18 protein-coding genes are annotated in these 16657 nt (G+C 63.7%); 11 read left to right on the top strand and 7 right to left on the bottom strand.

Going from position 1 to position 16657, the window contains the following annotated elements; genetic code table 11:
- The first annotated feature begins 159 nt into the window (after positions 1 to 159).
- Complete coding sequence (locus LB551_RS10960) at positions 160 to 1008, top strand: IclR family transcriptional regulator (RefSeq protein WP_224659173.1); 849 nt, start codon at positions 160 to 162, stop codon at positions 1006 to 1008.
- Between the two features lie 20 nt (positions 1009 to 1028).
- Here LB551_RS10960 and LB551_RS10955 read toward each other — a convergent pair whose 3' ends face one another.
- On the bottom strand, positions 1029 to 1568 hold the full coding sequence (locus LB551_RS10955) for a GNAT family N-acetyltransferase (RefSeq protein ID WP_224659172.1): 540 nt from the start codon (positions 1566 to 1568) through the stop codon (positions 1029 to 1031).
- A gap of 310 nt (positions 1569 to 1878) precedes the next feature.
- Here LB551_RS10955 and LB551_RS10950 point away from each other — a divergent pair, with 310 nt between their 5' ends.
- From LB551_RS10950 to LB551_RS10940, 3 genes are all read left to right on the top strand, one after another.
- Positions 1879 to 2856, top strand: coding sequence for a tripartite tricarboxylate transporter substrate-binding protein (locus LB551_RS10950; protein WP_224659171.1), 978 nt, complete (start codon positions 1879 to 1881; stop codon positions 2854 to 2856).
- A 75-nt stretch (positions 2857 to 2931) separates the two neighbouring features.
- Positions 2932 to 3405 carry a tripartite tricarboxylate transporter TctB family protein gene (locus tag LB551_RS10945; RefSeq protein ID WP_224659170.1) on the top strand — a complete coding sequence of 158 codons (474 nt, stop codon included), beginning with the start codon at positions 2932 to 2934 and terminating at the stop codon, positions 3403 to 3405.
- A 10-nt stretch (positions 3406 to 3415) separates the two neighbouring features.
- Positions 3416 to 4924: a tripartite tricarboxylate transporter permease gene (locus LB551_RS10940; protein WP_140549517.1), complete on the top strand. Its 1509-nt coding sequence runs from the start codon at positions 3416 to 3418 to the stop codon at positions 4922 to 4924.
- Position 4925: 1 nt separating this feature from the next.
- Here LB551_RS10940 and nth read toward each other — a convergent pair whose 3' ends face one another.
- Positions 4926 to 5729, bottom strand: a complete 804-nt coding sequence (nth, locus tag LB551_RS10935) for an endonuclease III (RefSeq protein ID WP_224659169.1) — start codon at positions 5727 to 5729, stop codon at positions 4926 to 4928.
- Positions 5730 to 5751: 22 nt separating this feature from the next.
- Between nth and LB551_RS10930 the strand changes: the two genes are divergently transcribed.
- Positions 5752 to 6246 (top strand): DUF2244 domain-containing protein, encoded by a 495-nt coding sequence (locus tag LB551_RS10930; RefSeq protein WP_140549515.1) that lies wholly within the window; start codon positions 5752 to 5754, stop codon positions 6244 to 6246.
- Positions 6247 to 6293: 47 nt separating this feature from the next.
- Here LB551_RS10930 and LB551_RS10925 read toward each other — a convergent pair whose 3' ends face one another.
- A complete protein-coding gene (locus LB551_RS10925; RefSeq protein ID WP_224659168.1) occupies positions 6294 to 7109 on the bottom strand; it encodes a class I SAM-dependent methyltransferase in 816 nt (271 codons plus the stop codon).
- 113 nt (positions 7110 to 7222) lie between these two features.
- Between LB551_RS10925 and LB551_RS10920 the strand changes: the two genes are divergently transcribed.
- The 4 genes from LB551_RS10920 (at position 7223) to LB551_RS10905 (ending at position 11342) form a co-directional block, all read left to right on the top strand.
- The gene (locus tag LB551_RS10920) at positions 7223 to 8101 is read left to right on the top strand and encodes a methylated-DNA--[protein]-cysteine S-methyltransferase (RefSeq protein ID WP_140549513.1); all 879 of its coding nucleotides are present in this window, start codon (positions 7223 to 7225) and stop codon (positions 8099 to 8101) included.
- A gap of 162 nt (positions 8102 to 8263) precedes the next feature.
- Entirely contained in the window at positions 8264 to 9169 is a 906-nt protein-coding gene (locus tag LB551_RS10915; protein ID WP_224659167.1) for a ribokinase, read from the top strand.
- 10 nt (positions 9170 to 9179) lie between these two features.
- Complete coding sequence (locus LB551_RS10910) at positions 9180 to 10619, top strand: amidase (RefSeq protein ID WP_224659166.1); 1440 nt, start codon at positions 9180 to 9182, stop codon at positions 10617 to 10619.
- Positions 10620 to 10727: 108 nt separating this feature from the next.
- Positions 10728 to 11342 (top strand): LysE family translocator, encoded by a 615-nt coding sequence (locus LB551_RS10905; protein ID WP_140549510.1) that lies wholly within the window; start codon positions 10728 to 10730, stop codon positions 11340 to 11342.
- A gap of 166 nt (positions 11343 to 11508) precedes the next feature.
- Here the strand turns inward: LB551_RS10905 and LB551_RS10900 are convergent, their stop codons facing one another.
- The gene (locus LB551_RS10900; protein ID WP_224659165.1) at positions 11509 to 12450 is read right to left on the bottom strand and encodes a nucleoside hydrolase; all 942 of its coding nucleotides are present in this window, start codon (positions 12448 to 12450) and stop codon (positions 11509 to 11511) included.
- A gap of 301 nt (positions 12451 to 12751) precedes the next feature.
- On the opposite strand from LB551_RS10900, the gene LB551_RS10895 reads away from it, so the two are divergent.
- Positions 12752 to 13177: an Hsp20 family protein gene (locus tag LB551_RS10895; RefSeq protein ID WP_137932813.1), complete on the top strand. Its 426-nt coding sequence runs from the start codon at positions 12752 to 12754 to the stop codon at positions 13175 to 13177.
- 76 nt (positions 13178 to 13253) lie between these two features.
- Positions 13254 to 13511 (top strand): DUF1150 family protein, encoded by a 258-nt coding sequence (locus LB551_RS10890; protein WP_140685808.1) that lies wholly within the window; start codon positions 13254 to 13256, stop codon positions 13509 to 13511.
- A gap of 69 nt (positions 13512 to 13580) precedes the next feature.
- Here LB551_RS10890 and ptsN read toward each other — a convergent pair whose 3' ends face one another.
- From ptsN to rpoN, 3 genes are all read right to left on the bottom strand, one after another.
- Entirely contained in the window at positions 13581 to 14045 is a 465-nt protein-coding gene (ptsN, locus tag LB551_RS10885; protein WP_135898701.1) for a PTS IIA-like nitrogen regulatory protein PtsN, read from the bottom strand.
- A gap of 102 nt (positions 14046 to 14147) precedes the next feature.
- Positions 14148 to 14726 (bottom strand): ribosome hibernation-promoting factor, HPF/YfiA family, encoded by a 579-nt coding sequence (gene hpf, locus LB551_RS10880; RefSeq protein WP_140640552.1) that lies wholly within the window; start codon positions 14724 to 14726, stop codon positions 14148 to 14150.
- A 265-nt stretch (positions 14727 to 14991) separates the two neighbouring features.
- Complete coding sequence (rpoN, locus tag LB551_RS10875; protein ID WP_224659164.1) at positions 14992 to 16518, bottom strand: RNA polymerase factor sigma-54; 1527 nt, start codon at positions 16516 to 16518, stop codon at positions 14992 to 14994.
- Positions 16519 to 16657: the final 139 nt, after the last annotated feature.

The raw sequence follows: 16657 nt of genomic DNA, 5'->3' as shown, positions 1-16657 counted from the left end.
TCCTCCGGTGCCCGCCAAAAACGCGCCTGAAACCAGACCCGTGCTTGAGTTCAAGCAGACTTTACCGCGTTCCGTCAACAGGAACGATATTCTGCTGGACAGAATGCTCGAGCTGCGCGACACAATCGCGCCGCTCGACCTTTGTTCGACTGGGGACCAATGAATTCGGCAGGCAAACCAGCTGGCATCGAAATCCGGAGCACGTCAGCCGATGGTGTTGCCGCGCTTGATCGGGCCATTGCCATCCTCGATGCATTCACCACGGCGGACCGCTCGCTCAGCCTTTCCGAGATCGCGGCCCGAACCGGCCTCTACAAGAGCACCATTCTGCGGCTGGCCAATTCGCTTTTGCGCGGACAATTGCTCGAGCGCCTGGACGACGGCCGTTACCGCATCGGACCGGCCAGCTTCCGGCTCGGCGCGCTCTATCAGCGGTCGGTCGTGGCGGTCGACATCCTTTTGCCGATCATGCGCGATCTCTGCGAGCTAAGTTGGGAAAGCGTTGCGTTCTATGTCCGCTCGGGGGACGTGCGCACCTGTCTCTATCGCGTCGAGTCCAAGCACCCTATCCGCTACACGATCCGCGAGGGTGACGTCCTGCCGTTGCTGGTGGGCTCCGGCGGGCGTGTGCTGGCGGCGTTTTCCGGACAGCCGGGCGAACCCTACGAAACCATCCGCAAGACCTGCAACTGCCTCGCCATCGGCGACCGCGACCGCCAGACGGGAGGCGTATCGGCTCCGGTGTTCGGACCCGGACGCGTGCTGATTGGCGCCTTGACCCTGGCCGGCCCGAGCACACGCGTCGACGCGGCCTTCCTGCGGCGCATGCGACGGCCGCTGCTCGAGGCGGCGGCCCGCGCCACCCGCGCCTTCGGCGAGGATGCCTCGATGCTCGATGAAGCGGCCCGCGAAGCCGCGGTGCAAACAGATATGGCCAGTCCCGGCGCGGTGATCAGGAGCAGACGGCGTTCTCGGATCATTTCGACGCCCTTGCGGAACGACCGCTAATTTAGACACTTGCCGAATGCTCAGGCCAACCGCTCCAGCAGGATGGTCGGGGTTTCGTGATAGACGGTCCGCGCCACCTCCCGGTAGCCGCACTTCGTCGCCACGTTCAAGGAAGCGGTGTTTTCGGGGTCGATGATGCAGACGGTTTTGCCGCGTCCGAAGGTCTCGTCGCCCCAGCCAAGCACGCGGCTGACGATCTCGGTGGCGAGGCCGGCGCCGTGGGCGGCGGGAGCGAGCGCCCACCCGGCCTCCGGAATGCCCTCTATCGGCGGCTCCATATCGCGCTTGAGGTCGTGAAAGCCGGCCTCGCCGACAAACCGGCCCGTCGCCTTGTCCTCGATCGCCCAGAAACCGTAGCCGAGCAGCGACCAGAGCCCGGCGTGACGCAGGAAGCGCATCCAGCTCTCTTCCCGAGTGCGCGGCCTGCCGCCGATGAAGCGGGTGACGACCGGATCGGCCCACATGGCGACATAGGCGTCGAAATCCTCCAGCCGGTGCGCTCGCAGGATGGCGCGCGCCGTTTCGATAACCGGAACGCCGCTTGTGTTGTGATGGTTCATGGGTCGCCCTCGCTTAAACCTGCAAAGCACCTAGCAAATCACCCGCCGCGAACAAGGGCCAGGCCGGGGCGGATCATCTTCCAGACAGAATGCGCGCTCGTTTGGGTGGCCCGATCCAGCCGGAACAGTCGTTCCTCCGATGGTCCGGCCGCGCCTCATGGGCAGCCAGCCAGAACGGTTGCGGATATCAGCACTTTGCCATTTGAGTACGATTGCAATCTGTTAGCCTGCCCTAGTTGTACCCGTGCAGCCGGTGTCGAGGAGAACTCCGCGCAGCGGTTGAAGATTTAAGCCCTGGGAGGAAATCACGATGAGAAGATTTGTCGCCGCTCTGGCTGCCGCCGTGGCCGTCACGCTTTGTCCGGTCGCCGCAGGCGCGCAAACCTATCCCGAACGCACCATCACGGTCGTGGTGCCGTTTGCGGCCGGCGGCCCGACCGACACGGTCACGCGTCTCGTCGCGGAAGCCATGTCGAAGGATCTCGGCCAGCAGGTCATCGTCGAGAATGTCGGCGGCGCCGGTGGCACGCTGGGCGCGGGCCGCGTCGCCAAGGCCGAGCCGGATGGCTACACCCTGCTTCTCCATCACATCGGCATGGCCACCAGTGCCACACTCTACCGAAAGCTCGCCTATGACACGCTGAACGCCTTCGAATATGTCGGCCTCGTCACCGAGGTGCCAATGACCATCGTTGGCCGCAAGGACCTCGAGCCGACCGATTTGAAGGGACTGGTCGAGTATGCCAAGGCCAACAAGGATAGCGTCACCGTAGCCAATGCCGGCATAGGTGCTGCCTCGCATCTCTGCGGCATGCTGTTCATGAGCGCTATCAAGACGCCGCTGGTCACCGTCCCCTACAAGGGCACCGGCCCGGCCATGACCGATCTCCTCGGCGGCCAGGTCGACATCATGTGCGACCAGACAACCAACACCACCAAGCAGATCCAGGGCGGCACGATCAAGGCCTACGCCGTCACCTCGCCGGAGCGCCTCGATGTGCTGCCCGATGTCCCGACGACGACGGAAGCCGGCCTTCCCGACGTGCAGGTCAGCATCTGGCACGGCCTTTATGCTCCCAAGGGCACTCCGGCGGCGATCACCGAACGGCTGTCGAAATCCCTGCAGGTCGCGCTGAAGGACGAGAACGTCGCCGCCCGCTTCGCCGAGCTCGGCACCAGGCCGTCGCCCGAGGCCGACGCGACGCCGGCCGCGCTGAAGGCCAAGCTGGAAAGCGAGATCGTGCGCTGGAAGCCGATCATCGAAGCTGCCGGCCAGTACGCCGACTGAGTTTTGAACGGGGCGCCGCCGGCGCCCCGTTTTCGCTTCGGTATCGTCGCGCGCCCGCAGCCTGGGAGGAACGTCATGAAGGCTTTCGCAATCGACAGGACGAACGGCATATGCGCTGCGCTGTTCATCGTTTTCGGCACATTTTTCGCGTTGCAGTCGCTCGGCCTCGAAATAGGCACCGCCTTCCGCATGGGGCCGGGCTATTTCCCGCTGGTGCTGGCGATCGTGCTGATCCTGCTTGGCCTCGTCATCCTCGTCCAGGCGATGCGATTCGAGGGCGATCCGATCGGCTACATTGCGTGGCGCGGCTCGCTGTTCATCCTTCCCGCTCCGATCTTCTTCGGCCTGACGGTGCGCGGCCTCGGCTTCATTCCGTCAATCTTCCTGACGGCGTTGATCGCATCGTTTGCCAGCGGCCGCATGAAACCGCTGACCGCGTTCGTGCTGTCGGCCGGCCTGACCCTGTTTGCATTCCTTGTCTTCAGCTACGCGCTCGGCCTTCCGTTCCAGCGCTTTGGCCCATGGCTCACTCCGTGGCTGCCATTGTGAGGAGATGAGCATGGAGCTCCTCGACAATCTGGCGCTAGGCTTTTCGACCGCTTCATCGCTGACGAACCTTGGCTTCTGCCTGATCGGCGTCCTTCTTGGCACGCTGATCGGCGTCCTTCCCGGGATTGGCGCCACCGCGACCATCGCCATGCTCTTGCCCATCACCTTTCAGATCGGCGACCCGGTTTCCTCCCTCATCATGCTCGCCGGCATCTATTACGGTGCGCAATATGGCGGCTCGACCACAGCAATTCTCATCAACATGCCCGGAGAATCGTCCTCGGCGGTCACCGCGATCGACGGCTATCAGATGGCCAGGAACGGCCGCGCCGGCGCGGCACTCGCGATTGCGGCGATCGGTTCGTTCTTCGCCGGCACGGTGTCGACCTTCCTCGTCGCCATCTTCGCCCCGCCGCTGACCTCGATCGCGCTGGAATTCGGCGCGGCCGAATATTTTTCGCTGATGGTCGTCGGCCTTGTCTCGTCGGTCGCGCTTGCCCACGGTTCGATCGTCAAGGCGCTGGCGATGGTCGTGCTCGGCCTGTTGCTCGGCATTGTCGGCACCGATATCTACACCGGCACGCCGCGCTTCACGCTCGGTATCCCCGAATATGCCGACGGACTGAATTTCGTCGCCGTGGCGGTCGGCGTCTTCGGCATCGCCGAGATCCTACGCAATCTCGAGAACGAGCATGAGCGCTCGGTGATGATCCGAAAGGTTTCAGGGCTCATGCCCACCCGCGACGACTTCAGGCGCATGGCGGCGCCCATCGTGCGCGGAACGATCATCGGTTCAGCGCTCGGCATCCTGCCCGGAGGCGGCGCGATCCTCGCGGCCTTTGCCTCCTACACGGTCGAAAAGCGGGTATCGAAAAATCCGCAAGAATTCGGCAAGGGCGCGATCGCAGGCGTCGCCGGGCCGGAATCGGCCAACAATGCCGGCGCGCAGACCTCCTTCATCCCCATGCTGACGCTCGGCATTCCAGCCAATCCGGTCATGGCGCTGATGATCGGCGCGATGATCATCCAGGGCATCGTGCCCGGGCCCAATGTCGCGACCGAACAGCCGGCGCTTTTCTGGGGCATTATCGCCTCCATGTGGATCGGCAACCTGATGTTGATCGTCCTGAACCTGCCGCTGATCGGGCTCTGGGTGAAGCTGCTCACCATCCCGTACTACGTGCTTTTCCCGATCATCATGGCGTTCTGCTCGATCGGCGTTTACAGCGTCAACACCAATGTCTACGACCTCTACGCCGTCGCCTTTTTCGGCTTCCTCGGCTATCTCCTGACCAAACTGCGCTGCGAACCCGCGCCCCTGCTGCTCGGCTTCGTGCTTGGCCCCCTGCTTGAGGAAAATCTCCGCCGGGCCATGATTCTGTCGCGTGGGGATCCCAGCGCCTTCGTGACGAGACCGATCAGCGCCGGCCTGCTCCTCATCGCGCTCGCCGTGCTCGTCATCGTCTTCCTGCCCGCGGTCAAGAAGAAGCGCGAAGAGGTGTTTGTGGAGGAGAGTTAATTTATTGAACTCCGCTGGTTTCCTCGAGCGGAGCGATCTCGACCAGCGGCGCCGGCACGCTGGTCGTCTTTTCCTGCGCCTTGCAGAGATCGGCGATGACGCAGGCCGGGCAATCCGGCTTGCGCGCCTTGCAGACGTAGCGGCCATGCAGGATCAGCCAGTGATGCGCGTGGCGCATATACTCGTCGGGAATGATCTTCAACAGCCCCTGCTCGACCTGTTCGGGCGTCTTGCCGGGCGCAAGTCCTATGCGGTTGCCGATGCGGAAGATGTGCGTGTCGACGGCCATCGTGTGCTGGCCGAAGGCCATGTTGAGGACGACATTGGCGGTCTTGCGCCCAACCCCCGGCAACTTGACCAGTTCGTCCCGGCTGTCCGGCACCTCGCCACCATGATCTCGAATCAGCGCCTGCGACAGCGCGATGACATTCTTGGCCTTGTTGCGCCACAGACCGATGGTCCTGATATAGTCGCCCACCCTGGCCTCACCCAGATCGAGCGTTTTGCGCGGCGTATCGGCGACCTTGAACAGCGCTCGCGTCGCCTTGTTGACGCCGGCGTCGGTCGCCTGCGCCGACAGCACGACGGCCACCAGCAGCGTAAAGGCGTTGACGTGTTCGAGTTCGCCCTTCGGCTCCGGCCGCTGGACGGCAAAGCGTCGGAAAATCTCGTGCACCTCCGCCGGACTGTAGAGCGGCCTGGATCGGGCGGGCCTCGGACGCGGCTTGGCGTTCGAGCCGTCGCGCCGTCCAGCCAGTAGCTTCTTTTCGGATTGTGCGGGTACTTTGGACTTGGGGCTTGCCATTTCCTTCCTATAATATCCAGATATGGACGATACAAACGCCTCGTTCCAGGCGGACGAACCCTTCTTCAGCGCCTTGCTGACCCCGCACCGGTCTCTGGGCAAGACCGGCTTCGCCGTGCTGATGGGCGCGCTGCTGTTCGGCTGGCTGGTGACCGGGGCTTTTTTCCTGTCGCGCGGCGCCTGGCCGGTTTTCGGCTTCTTCGGTCTGGACGTTGTCGCCGTCTATATTGCCTTCCGCATCAACTATCGTGCCGCCCGCGCCCGCGAGGAGGTGTCGATCTCGCGCACCAGCCTCGATATCCGCAAAACCGCGCCGTCGGGAAAATCGGAAGCGCACCGCTTCAACCCGTTCTGGGCGCGCTTTTCGGTCGCCCGTCACGCCGAAATCGGCATCACCCGGATGGCGGTCGAGGCGCAGGGACAAACCGTGCCGATCGGCGGCTTTCTCGACCCCGATTCCCGCGAAAGCTTCGCCACCGCCTTTTCACGTGCGCTCGCCACCGCCAAGGCGCGCTAGCCGAAACGGTTTGCGTCCGGACCGCTTCGAACAAGTGGTACGACGACTTAGAAGCGATAGCGCAAAAGCCTGCCGATCTTGCGCAGTGCGGGAATGTGTTTCCAAAGCCGAACGAACAGCTGCGCGGACCAGCCCATGCGGGCGGCATGTTCAGGTCTATAGGCCGGAATGTCTTCGATGAATCGCAGCTTCGGGACAGCCAGTTCCAGTTCGTGCGGATCCTCGATCGCCCAGTGAACCTCGGCGCCTGTCGCCTTGACGGCCGGATTGAGGCGCAGCAGCTTCAGGCCGAAACCGCTGTAAGCGTCGAAAATCAGGTCGCCGCCGGCAAGATGTATGACCAGGCGCGAGAACAGGCGGAATCCTTCCTCGGCCGGGAGATAGGGCGTCAGCCCCTCCGCCACCACGATGGCCGGTCGGTTGCGGGGCACTTCAACCAGCCAGTCCGGTTCAGTTACCGACGAAGCGATGAGGCGGTAGCGGTCGCGCGGCGGGTATAGCTTGCGCCTGAGTTCAATGACTTCCGGATAGTCGACATCGAACCAGTCAACGCCTGGTGGCGGACCGACCCGGAAGATGCGCGTGTCGAGCCCGCACCCCAGATGCAGCACGATGGCCCCAGGATTTCTGGCCAGAAACTCCTCGACGCGGACGTCCAGCGTCTTTGCCCTGATCGCCAGGCCGATGCCGAGATTTCTGTCGACCTTGAGCCTTGAGAAATCATAGTCGATCTTGCGCACCGCCTCGTCGGCGAAACGATCCCCAAGCAGCGAATGGGGCATCCGGCTTTCCAGCGCCTTGCCGTAGAGCGTCATCAGCAAGGTTTCTTTCGCTCCGGCGAGATTTACCTTTTCGCCCGCCATGGCGACTCCTGGGCTCAAAACCAGAGTTTATCTGGGTATGCGGCGCAAGAAGGCAAGTTTCGGGTGGCGATCGACGCCCCAAGGGCTGATATTCCGGCTCAAGGAGAAGTCCCATGAGCACACAGACAGCAGTCCTCAAGAAGGACATCACGCCCGAAGGCAACGACTACGAAATCGTGCGCCGCGCCATCGAGAAGATCAGCCTCGACTATCGCGATCAGCCTTCTCTCGAGGAGCTTGCAGAGGAGGTCGGCGAGACGCCGACCGGCCTGCAGAAGCTGTTCACACGCTGGGCAGGCCTGTCGCCCAAGGCATTCCTGCAGGCGGTGACGCTGGACCATGCCCGCAGGCTGCTCGATTCCGGCATGCCGCTGCTCGAAACCTCGTTCGAGCTCGGCATGTCCGGCCCCGGCCGGCTGCACGACCTGTTCGTCACCCATGAGGCGATGTCGCCGGGCGATTACAAGACGCGCGGCGCCGGGCTCACCATCCGCTACGGCTATCATACCTCGCCATTCGGCACCGCCCTGATCATGGCCACAGACCGCGGGCTTGCAGGCCTCGCCTTCAGCGATCCGGGCGAGGAACGCGCCGCTTTCGCCGATATGTCCAGCCGCTGGCCGAATGCCGTCTATGTCGAGGACATGGCCGCGACCGGCCCCTACGCCGCGCGTATCTTCGACCCGACGCTGTGGCGCCCGGACCAGCCGCTGCATGTCGTGATGATCGGCACCGACTTCCAGGTTCGCGTCTGGGAGGCCTTGCTCCAGATTCCCATGGGCAAGGCTCGCACCTATTCCTCAATTGCCGCCAGCATCGGCGCGCCAAGCGCCAGCCGCGCCGTCGGCGCCGCCAACGGCGCCAACCCGCTCTCCTTCGTGGTGCCTTGCCACCGCGCCATCGGCAAGTCCGGCGACCTCACCGGCTACCACTGGGGCCTGACCCGCAAGCGCGCCATTCTGGGCTGGGAGGCTGGACAGGTCACCTCTTGAAATCGGGAACGCCGGCGAACCTGCCGCCGGCATTGTCATGCCGAATACGACGACGCCCGCTGACTCGCACAGTGCGGCGCCACGGCGCTTGCCATATCGACATGCACTGGAAAGCAACGATCTTACAGGATAGCTTCCCGCTCATTCATGAGGAGGCATTCCTTGATCATCGTCGTCGGCTCGATCAATCTCGACCTTATCGCCAATGTCGACCGCTTGCCGAGCCCTGGCGAGACGGTGAGCGGCTCCGGTTTCGCCACCGCGCCCGGCGGCAAGGGCGCCAACCAGGCGTTGGCCGCCGCGCGCGCCGGCGCCAAGGTGCGTATGGTGGGAGCCGTCGGCAAGGATAATTTCGCCGTCGAGGCCCTGGCCCTGCTGCGCCAGGCCAGGGTGGATTTGTCTGGCGTGGGCGAAACTTTTGCCTCGACCGGCACCGCGCTGATCATGGTCGGCGACGACGGCGAGAACATCATCGCCGTGGTGCCGGGTGCCAATGCTTCCGTGGTGCCCGGAGACCTCTCCAAGACCTTTCTGAAAAAGGGCGATGTCGTGCTTCTGCAACACGAGATCCCGCTCGCGACGATCGATGCCGCGCTCGATCAGGCAAGCGCGGCCGGCGCCGTCACCGTGCTCAACACCGCGCCCTTCCATCGCGACGCAGCCGGCTTGCTCGGCAAGGCCGACTATGTCGTCGCCAATGAGACCGAGTTCGACCTCTATGGCGAGGTGCTGTCGCTGAGCGGGCGCGACCGCGCGGCACGGATGGGCGACTTTGCCGGGAAAACCGGCCGCACCATCGTCGTCACGCTCGGCGGCGACGGCGTGATGGCGGCGACGCCGACCGATTCCCTGACCGTTCCCGCATTGAAGATCACCCCGGTCGATACGGTTGGTGCAGGCGACACCTTTTGCGGCTATTTCGCCGCCGGCCTGTCGTCGGGCCTGCCCCTCGAGCAGGCGCTCGCCCGGGCCGGCGCGGCCGGCTCGCTGGCATGCCTGAAGCCGGGCGCCCAGCCGGCCATCCCGTTGGCCGCCGATGTCGACCAGGCACTCCTGAAATCCCGCTGAGACAACCGGAATGCGCCCCCAGACGAAGCATGCCGCGCCACCGGCCGGCGACATATGCCGCCTGTCCGCCGTCGAACTGACCGACGCGATCCGGCAAAGGAAACTTTCGGTCCGTGAGATGGTGACGGCATTCCTCGACCGCATCGAAACCGTCAATCCGCTCGTCAACGCCATCGTTTCCTTGCGCGATCGTAGCGATATCCTGCGCGAGGCCGACACAGCCGATGCCCGTCCGGACCGGGCCGGTGCGCTCTTCGGCCTGCCGATCGCGGTCAAGGATCTCGCAATGACCCGCGGCCTGCGCACTTCCTTCGGCTCGCCGATCTTCGCCGATTTCGTGCCCCAGGAGGACGATTTCTTCGTCGAGCGCATGCGCAAGGCCGGCGCCATCATCATCGGCAAGACCAACGTTCCCGAATTCGGCCTCGGCTCCAACACCTACAATCCCGTGTTCGGCCCGACGCTGAACGCGTTTGATCCAGATTTGAGCGCCGGCGGCTCGAGCGGCGGCGCCGCGGTGGCACTGGCGCTGGACATGGTGCCCGTCGCCGATGGCAGCGACTTCGGCGGCTCGTTGCGCAATCCAGCCGCCTGGAACAATGTCTATGGTTTCCGGCCATCGCAGGGGCTCGTCCCCGGCGGCCCGGACGTCGAGGCCTTTCATGCCCAGATGGGCGTCGATGGGCCGATGGGGCGCAATGTCGGCGACATGGCGCTGCTGCTCGACGTGCAGGCGGGGTATCATCCGCACGCACCCTTGTCCTATGAGAAACAAGGCTCCTTCCTCGAAGGCCTGCGGATGCCCGCCAAAGGCGGCCGTGTCGCCTGGCTCGGCGATCTGGGCGGGCATTTGCCCATGGAGCCCGGCATCCTCGAGCTCTGCCAGGCCGCGCTCGAGCGCTTCGAGGAGGCGTCCTTCAAGGCCGAGGCACTGGTGCCGGACTTCGATTTCGAGGCCTTGTGGCAGGCTTTCGTGACGTTGCGCCAGGCAAGCAGCGGCTGCGCGCTGAAAGTGCATTATGACGACCCCGCCAGGCGCGCCCTGTTGAAGCCCGAAGCCGTTTGGGAGGTGGAGAACGCGCAACTCCTGATGGCGCCCCAAATACGCGCCGCCTCAGTCGTTCGCACCTCCTGGCATCGGGCGCTGCTGTCGCTGTTCGACCGCTTCGAGCTCATTGCATTGCCGACCGCGCAGGTCTTTCCGTTCGACGCCGGCACCCATTGGCCGCGCGAGATCGCCGGCCGGCCGATGGACAGCTATCACCGCTGGATGCAGGTTTCGGCGCTCGCCACCATGGGCGGCTGTCCGGCCGTCAACGTGCCGGTCGGCTTCGACGCCAAAGGCCGGCCGATGGGCATGCAACTGATCGGCAGGCCGCGCGGCGACATGGCCGTGCTGAAGGCGGCGGCGGCCTATGAAGCGACGCTGCCGTGGCCGCCCGGGGCCTGAAGCGGTTCGTTGCGATGTCGCGGCTTCATGTGCCGGCTTGCACCGGCATCGTCGTCATGCATTGATTGTAGGACGCCGCGCAGGCGGCATTCTGCCCGAGGGAAAATCATGTCGCTGGAACTCTATGCCGCCTATGTCCTCGCTTGCGTCGTCATCATCCTGGTGCCTGGGCCGACGGTCACGCTGATCATCGCCAACAGCATCCGCCATGGCTCCCGCGCCGGCCTGGCCAATGTCGCCGGCACGCAGGCCGGCCTGGCGGTCATGATCGCCATCGTCGGCATCGGCCTCAACACGCTGATATCGGGCATGGGGCACTGGTTCGAATGGGTGCGGCTGATCGGTGCCGCCTACCTGATCTGGATGGGCGTCCAGATGTTCCGGTCCAAGGGCGAGCTGAACGCCGACGGAACAGCGCGGAAGCCGCGCGGCGGGTTTTTCCTGCAGGGCCTGCTGGTGGCGCTCAGCAACCCGAAGACGCTGATCTTCTTCGGTGCCTTCTTTCCGCAATTCATCGCGCCGCAAGGCAATTATTCGCTGCAGATCGTCGTCATGGGCCTCACCGCCATGATCTTCGCCGCCATGTCGGATTCGACCTATGCGCTGGCCGCCGGCCGCGCCGGTCGCATCCTGTCCGCCCGCCGCGTCAAGCTCCTGTCCAGGATCAGCGGCAGCTTCATGGTCGGCGGTGGCCTGTGGCTGGCATTTTCGCGGTCGAAGTGAGCACCGCCGCCTTACCTTCCCCCCTTGTGGGGGAAGGTGGATCGGTGCGCAGCGCCGAGACGGTTGAGGATGCCTGACGGAGTTTGGCGTTCCCTGGAACACCTTCATCCGACCTCGCTTTGCGAGGCCGCCTTCTCCCGCAAGGGGAGAAGGTAAGGAGGCGGATCTAAAGCCGCCCCAGCCTTTCCACCAGCAGCGCGAAGAAGCCGTCATGGTCGATGTCGCCCATCACCTTGGCGTTCTTTTCCCGCTTGGTGACGCCCCACCAGTCGATCACGGTCATGCCCATGGTCAGTTCCGAGCTGGTTTCCACGCTGACATTGCAGTTGCGGCCTTTGAACAGCTCCGGTTTCAACAGGTAGGCGATGACGCAGGGGTCATGCAGCGGCCCGCCATCGGTGCCGTATTTCTCCTTGTCGAAACGCTCGAAAAACTCCAGCATCTCGGCCGTTGCGGTACCGACCTTGGTGCCGAGCTTGCGAAAGGCCTGGGTGCGCTTGGCGGTGGTCAGCGCCTTGTGGGTGACGTCGAGCGGCATCAGCACGATCGGAATGCCGGATTTCAACACCACCTCGGCCGCGTGCGGATCGACATAAATGTTGAATTCGGCCGCCGGCGTGACATTGCCGCCTTCGAAGAAGCCACCGCCCATCAGGATGATTTCCTTGATGCGCGGCGCGATCCTCGGCTCGCGGATCAGCGCCAGCGCGATATTGGTGAGCGGCCCGAGAGCGCACAGGGTGATGCTGCCGCTCTCTTCCTTCATCAGCGTCTCGACGATGAAATCGACGGCGTACTTATCCTGCAGCTTCATCGTCGGTTCGGGCAATTGCGGCCCGTTGAGGCCGGTTTGGCCATGCACCGCCTCGGCCGTAACCAGTTCACGCGCCAAGGGACGGACGGCGCCGGCATAGACCTTTATGTCGGGTCGGCCGGCCAGTTCGCAGATCTTGCGGGCGTTCTTCTCGGTAAGCTTCAGCGGCACGTTGCCCGCTACGGCTGATATGCCGACGATCTCCAGCTCGGGGCTGCCAAGCGCCAGCAATATGGCGACGGCATCGTCCTGGCCAGGATCCGTGTCGATGATGATCTTGCGTGTCTGAGGCATTTCAATTCCTTGTTTGGCCATGAGCTCATGCGTCCGAGCGAGCATGCGAAACGCACCGAACCGGCCTTGAGCTGCCGAACTGCTCCGCCCGGGGGACGAATCCCGGCGCAGCGCTTCTCCTTGCATCTCACTGCCGTTTCAAGCGCCATGTCGATCATTCTTGTGAGTCCACGACGTGGTCTTTTTGGGCGGGTGTTTTGATGGCTTGAACTTGGTCGTGGGGCGGACCATATCAAGAGCACCGGGAAAAATGCCATCTGGGTTTTTCCAGTTTATGTCGCTCTTGAGAGGACAATGTAACATGAGCCGAATGACGCCTTTCTCCAGCCCGCTTCTCCTGGGTTTCGACGCCATGGAAAAGACGCTGGAGCGCCTGGCGAAGTCCGGCGACAGCTATCCTCCTTACAACATCGAGCGGCTCAGCGGCGCCGACGGCAAGGCCGAAAGGCTGCGCATCACGCTCGCTGTCGCCGGTTTCGCCGAAAGCGATCTCGATGTCACCACGGAGGAAAACCAGTTGGTCGTGCGCGGTCGTCAGACCGACGATACCGAGCGCGAATTTCTTCATCGCGGCATCGCCGCACGCCAATTCCAGCGCTGTTTCGTGCTGGCCGATGGCATGCGGGTGATCGCGGCGGAGCTGAAGAACGGCCTTTTGTCGATCGATCTCGATCGGCCCGAAGCCGAGCGGCTGGTACGGAAAATAAACATATCGGTGAAAGACTGATCTTTGCCGATGGCTCTCATGCGGGATGGCCTACTGCCCAGGACCAGGGCGGCGTCTCGCGCCAAGGAGGCTTGAAATGACCAGAACTGACCAAAATCCCACCATGACCAGCGGTGAATTCGCCCATCTCGGCGAGGGCTCGGTCGCTTATTTGCGCAAGGTCACGAGCGAGGAACTGCTCGGCCGTTTCCCGGGCATTGGCGAAATCGCGCCCGGCATGGAATTGTGGGCGCTGTTTGCCGCCAATGGCCAGCCGATCCTGCTTTCGGATGCGCGCGACCGCGCGCTGGCCGGCGCCATGGAAAACGACCTGACCACGGTCGCCATTCATTAAGGCGATTTCCCGCTGAAAACGAACGGGGCCGCCCGTGGCGGCCCTCGACCATCGTTCATCCAGAAAACGTCAGGCCGCGTGCGAGGCCTGGGTGTCCGACAAAAGGGCGTGGATCGCCACGGCGTCGCGCGTTCCTCTGATCTTGGCCACCGTATCGGCATCGCGCAGCACCCGCGCGATGCGCGACAGCGCCTTCAGATGATCGGCGCCGGCCCCTTCAGGGGCCAGCAACAGGAACACCAGGTCGACCGGCTGGTCGTCTAGCGCCTCGAAGTCGACCGGCGTCTCCAGGCGGGCGAACACGCCGGCGATGCGCTTCACGCCGGCCAGCTTGCCGTGCGGAATGGCGATGCCGTTGCCGACTCCGGTCGAGCCGAGCCGCTCGCGCTGCAGAATGGTGTCGAACACCTCCCGCTCAGGAATGCCTGATATCGCGGCCGCCCTCTCCGACAGCAATTGCAGAAGCTGCTTCTTGGAGTTGGCCTTCAACGCCGGCAATATCGCCGGAACGTTGATGAGATCGCTCAGATCCATGCTTGAAAATCCCTTGTTCGCCTGCCGTCACCAGTCCCCACCCCTCGTGCGGCCGGTTTTATCCCTGTGCGACCTCGGTCGTCACCTGTGCGACCTCGGTCGTCACGCTTGTGCGACCTTGGTCGTGGACGGGTCGATCCAGCCGATGTTCCCATCCGGCCGGCGATAGACGATGTTGACGTGATCGTTTCCGGCGTTGCGGAAGACGAAGACCGGACTGTCCTTGGTGTCGAGTTCGATGACCGCCGACGCCACCGACATGGTCTTCAGCGTCATGGTCGATTCGGCGACGATGGCCGGCGCAAAATCCTCCGGAATGTCCTCGTCGTCATCGGCAAGCGGCGCCATCACCGTGTATGCGATATCGGTGAGCTCGCCATTGCCCGAATTGTGCGATTTCAGCCGGCGCTTGTAGCGCCGAAGCCGGGTTTCCAGACGATCCGCCGCGGCCTCGAAAGCCAGCGTCGGGTCCTGGGCATCGCCGGTCGCCTGCAGCGAAGCGCCGGAATCCAGCCGGATCATGCAATCCGCCGAATAGCGCGAGCCCGATTTGATGACGGTGACATGTCCGGCAAAGCCGCGGTCGAAATATTTGCCGATTGCCTCGCCGACACGATCGTTGATGCGCGTACGGAACGCATCGCCGATATCCATGTGTTTTCCCGATATGCGCAGATTCATCTGAAAACTGACCTTCCTTGCTCAGGCTTCAAACTGGCCGGAGTTTATACTCGTGGTCTGTGCGCACAAGCTTTGCGGCGTCACTCGCGCCGATTTAAATCCAAACTTTCCGGTTGATCACAAGCCGCCTTCTTGACCATCCCTAGGCCATTGTCGTGACGGACCATCCGCTAGCGGGCGTCGAGCCCGTCTCATGCGGGCGGGCTTCTAGCCACTTCACCGCAGCTTGTCAATGAAGCGCGAAGGCTGTGGAAAATCGCCGAACCTAGCGCCCGGCGCTGGCAAGGGCCCGCTTCTCGCGCCGGCGCTGCACCGAGGACGGGATATTCATGCCTTCCCTGTATTTGGCGACCGTGCGCCTGGCGATATCGACGCCGCTTTCGCGCAACATGTCGACGATCGCGTCGTCGGACAGGACGTCGACGGTTTTTTCCTCGTCGATCAATTGCTTGATGCGGTCGCGCACCGCTTCCGACGAATGCGCCTCGCCACCGCCCGACGCGGCTATCGAGGCGGTGAAGAAATAGCGCAGTTCGAACACGCCGCGCGGCGTCAGCATGTACTTGTTCGCGGTAACCCGGCTGACGGTCGATTCGTGCATGCCTATCGCGTCGGCCACCGTGCGCAGGTTGAGCGGCTTCAGCTGGCGCACGCCATGGACGAGGAAGGCATCCTGCTGGCGCACGATCTCCGATGCGACCTTGAGAATGGTCTTTGCCCGCTGATCGAGGCTTCGCGTCAGCCAGTTGGCGTTCTGCAGGCACTCGGCCAGGAAATCCTTTTCGGCCTGGTTCTTGGCGTGCGGCGAAACCTGGGCGAAATAGATGTGGTCGACCAGCACGCGCGGCAGCGTTTCGGCGTTGAGTTCGACAGTCCAGCTGCCGTCATTGGCCGCGCGCACCTCGACATCGGCAATGACGGCGTCGCTGGCGCCGCCCGAAAATGCCATGCCCGGCCGCGGATCGAGCGCCCGGATCTCGGTCAGCATGTCGAGCAGGTCCTCCTCGTCGACGCCGCAGATCCGCTTCAGCGTGTGGAAATCGCGGCGCGCCAGGAGTTCGAGGTTGGCAACCAGCGCCTTCATCGCCGGATCGAGCCTGTCGCGCACGGCAAGTTGCAGCGACAGACATTCGGCAAGGTCGCGGGCGAACAGGCCTGCCGGCTCGAAGGTCTGGCACACCGACAGCACCTTGGCCACGGCGTCGGGGCTGCTACCAAGGCGCGAGGCTATCTCGGCCGTATCCGCGCGCATATAGCCGGTCTCGTCGAGGCCGTCTGCGAGTTCGCCGGCGATCAGGCGCGCCGCCGGATCGGCGAAGGCGAGCGCGATCTGCTCGCTGACATGATCGCGCAGCGTGATCGCGGTCGCCGCCATATCACCGGCGTCGAAGCCATCGGACGAGGAAGTGCTGCCATTGCCGGTCGCCGATTTCCACTGCGCCGTGAGGTCTGGTCCGAGCCGCTCGCTGGTGCCCGGGTCGTCCGGGAACAGATTCTCCAGCGAAGTGTCGAGCTTTTCCGAGATCGCCTCGGCGCTCCATCCCGCTTCGGTCTCGAACCAGTCGCCGTCGGTGGTCGTTTCCGGTGCCGCCTCGGTCCTCGGCACCTGGTCGCCGGCGGCATCGTCCTGCGGCTCGGCGCGCTCCAGCAACGGATTGCGCTCGATCTCCTCGTCGATGAAGTGCTCGAGTTCGGCATGGGTGAACTGCAGCAGCCGGATCGACTGCATCAGCTGCGGCGTCATCACCAGCGACTGCGATTGTCGTAGCTGTAGTTTCGCCGCCAACGCCATGGTTCGGTTTCAAACGCCTCGTCTGCATCCGGACTGCCGGAAGGAAATTTCGCGAACCGATAGAAACTGGCCCGGCTTTTGCTTGTCAAGGCAAACGCTAGCAAAACCCGCTTACCGGAGCGTTATCCCGGAGCAAAAT

This window comes from Mesorhizobium sp. BR1-1-2 (assembly GCF_020165435.1).
Classification (GTDB): domain Bacteria; phylum Pseudomonadota; class Alphaproteobacteria; order Rhizobiales; family Rhizobiaceae; genus Mesorhizobium.
Note: the sequence above shows the minus strand (reverse complement) of the source record. Positions and strands in the feature narration are given on the sequence as shown.

Excerpts from the sequence above, each read along its gene's own strand:
- LB551_RS10960 (WP_224659173.1), top strand. The coding sequence starts at position 160 with ATGAATTCGGCAGGCAAACCAGCTGGCATCGAAATCCGGAGCACGTCA.
- LB551_RS10955 (WP_224659172.1), bottom strand. The coding sequence starts at position 1,568 with ATGAACCATCACAACACAAGCGGCGTTCCGGTTATCGAAACGGCGCGC.
- LB551_RS10950 (WP_224659171.1), top strand. The coding sequence starts at position 1,879 with ATGAGAAGATTTGTCGCCGCTCTGGCTGCCGCCGTGGCCGTCACGCTT.
- LB551_RS10945 (WP_224659170.1), top strand. The coding sequence starts at position 2,932 with ATGAAGGCTTTCGCAATCGACAGGACGAACGGCATATGCGCTGCGCTG.
- LB551_RS10940 (WP_140549517.1), top strand. The coding sequence starts at position 3,416 with ATGGAGCTCCTCGACAATCTGGCGCTAGGCTTTTCGACCGCTTCATCG.
- nth (WP_224659169.1), bottom strand. The coding sequence starts at position 5,729 with ATGGCAAGCCCCAAGTCCAAAGTACCCGCACAATCCGAAAAGAAGCTA.
- LB551_RS10930 (WP_140549515.1), top strand. The coding sequence starts at position 5,752 with ATGGACGATACAAACGCCTCGTTCCAGGCGGACGAACCCTTCTTCAGC.
- LB551_RS10925 (WP_224659168.1), bottom strand. The coding sequence starts at position 7,109 with ATGGCGGGCGAAAAGGTAAATCTCGCCGGAGCGAAAGAAACCTTGCTG.
- LB551_RS10920 (WP_140549513.1), top strand. The coding sequence starts at position 7,223 with ATGAGCACACAGACAGCAGTCCTCAAGAAGGACATCACGCCCGAAGGC.
- LB551_RS10910 (WP_224659166.1), top strand. The coding sequence starts at position 9,180 with ATGCGCCCCCAGACGAAGCATGCCGCGCCACCGGCCGGCGACATATGC.
- LB551_RS10905 (WP_140549510.1), top strand. The coding sequence starts at position 10,728 with ATGTCGCTGGAACTCTATGCCGCCTATGTCCTCGCTTGCGTCGTCATC.
- LB551_RS10900 (WP_224659165.1), bottom strand. The coding sequence starts at position 12,450 with ATGCCTCAGACACGCAAGATCATCATCGACACGGATCCTGGCCAGGAC.
- LB551_RS10895 (WP_137932813.1), top strand. The coding sequence starts at position 12,752 with ATGAGCCGAATGACGCCTTTCTCCAGCCCGCTTCTCCTGGGTTTCGAC.
- LB551_RS10890 (WP_140685808.1), top strand. The coding sequence starts at position 13,254 with ATGACCAGAACTGACCAAAATCCCACCATGACCAGCGGTGAATTCGCC.
- ptsN (WP_135898701.1), bottom strand. The coding sequence starts at position 14,045 with ATGGATCTGAGCGATCTCATCAACGTTCCGGCGATATTGCCGGCGTTG.
- hpf (WP_140640552.1), bottom strand. The coding sequence starts at position 14,726 with ATGAATCTGCGCATATCGGGAAAACACATGGATATCGGCGATGCGTTC.
- rpoN (WP_224659164.1), bottom strand. The coding sequence starts at position 16,518 with ATGGCGTTGGCGGCGAAACTACAGCTACGACAATCGCAGTCGCTGGTG.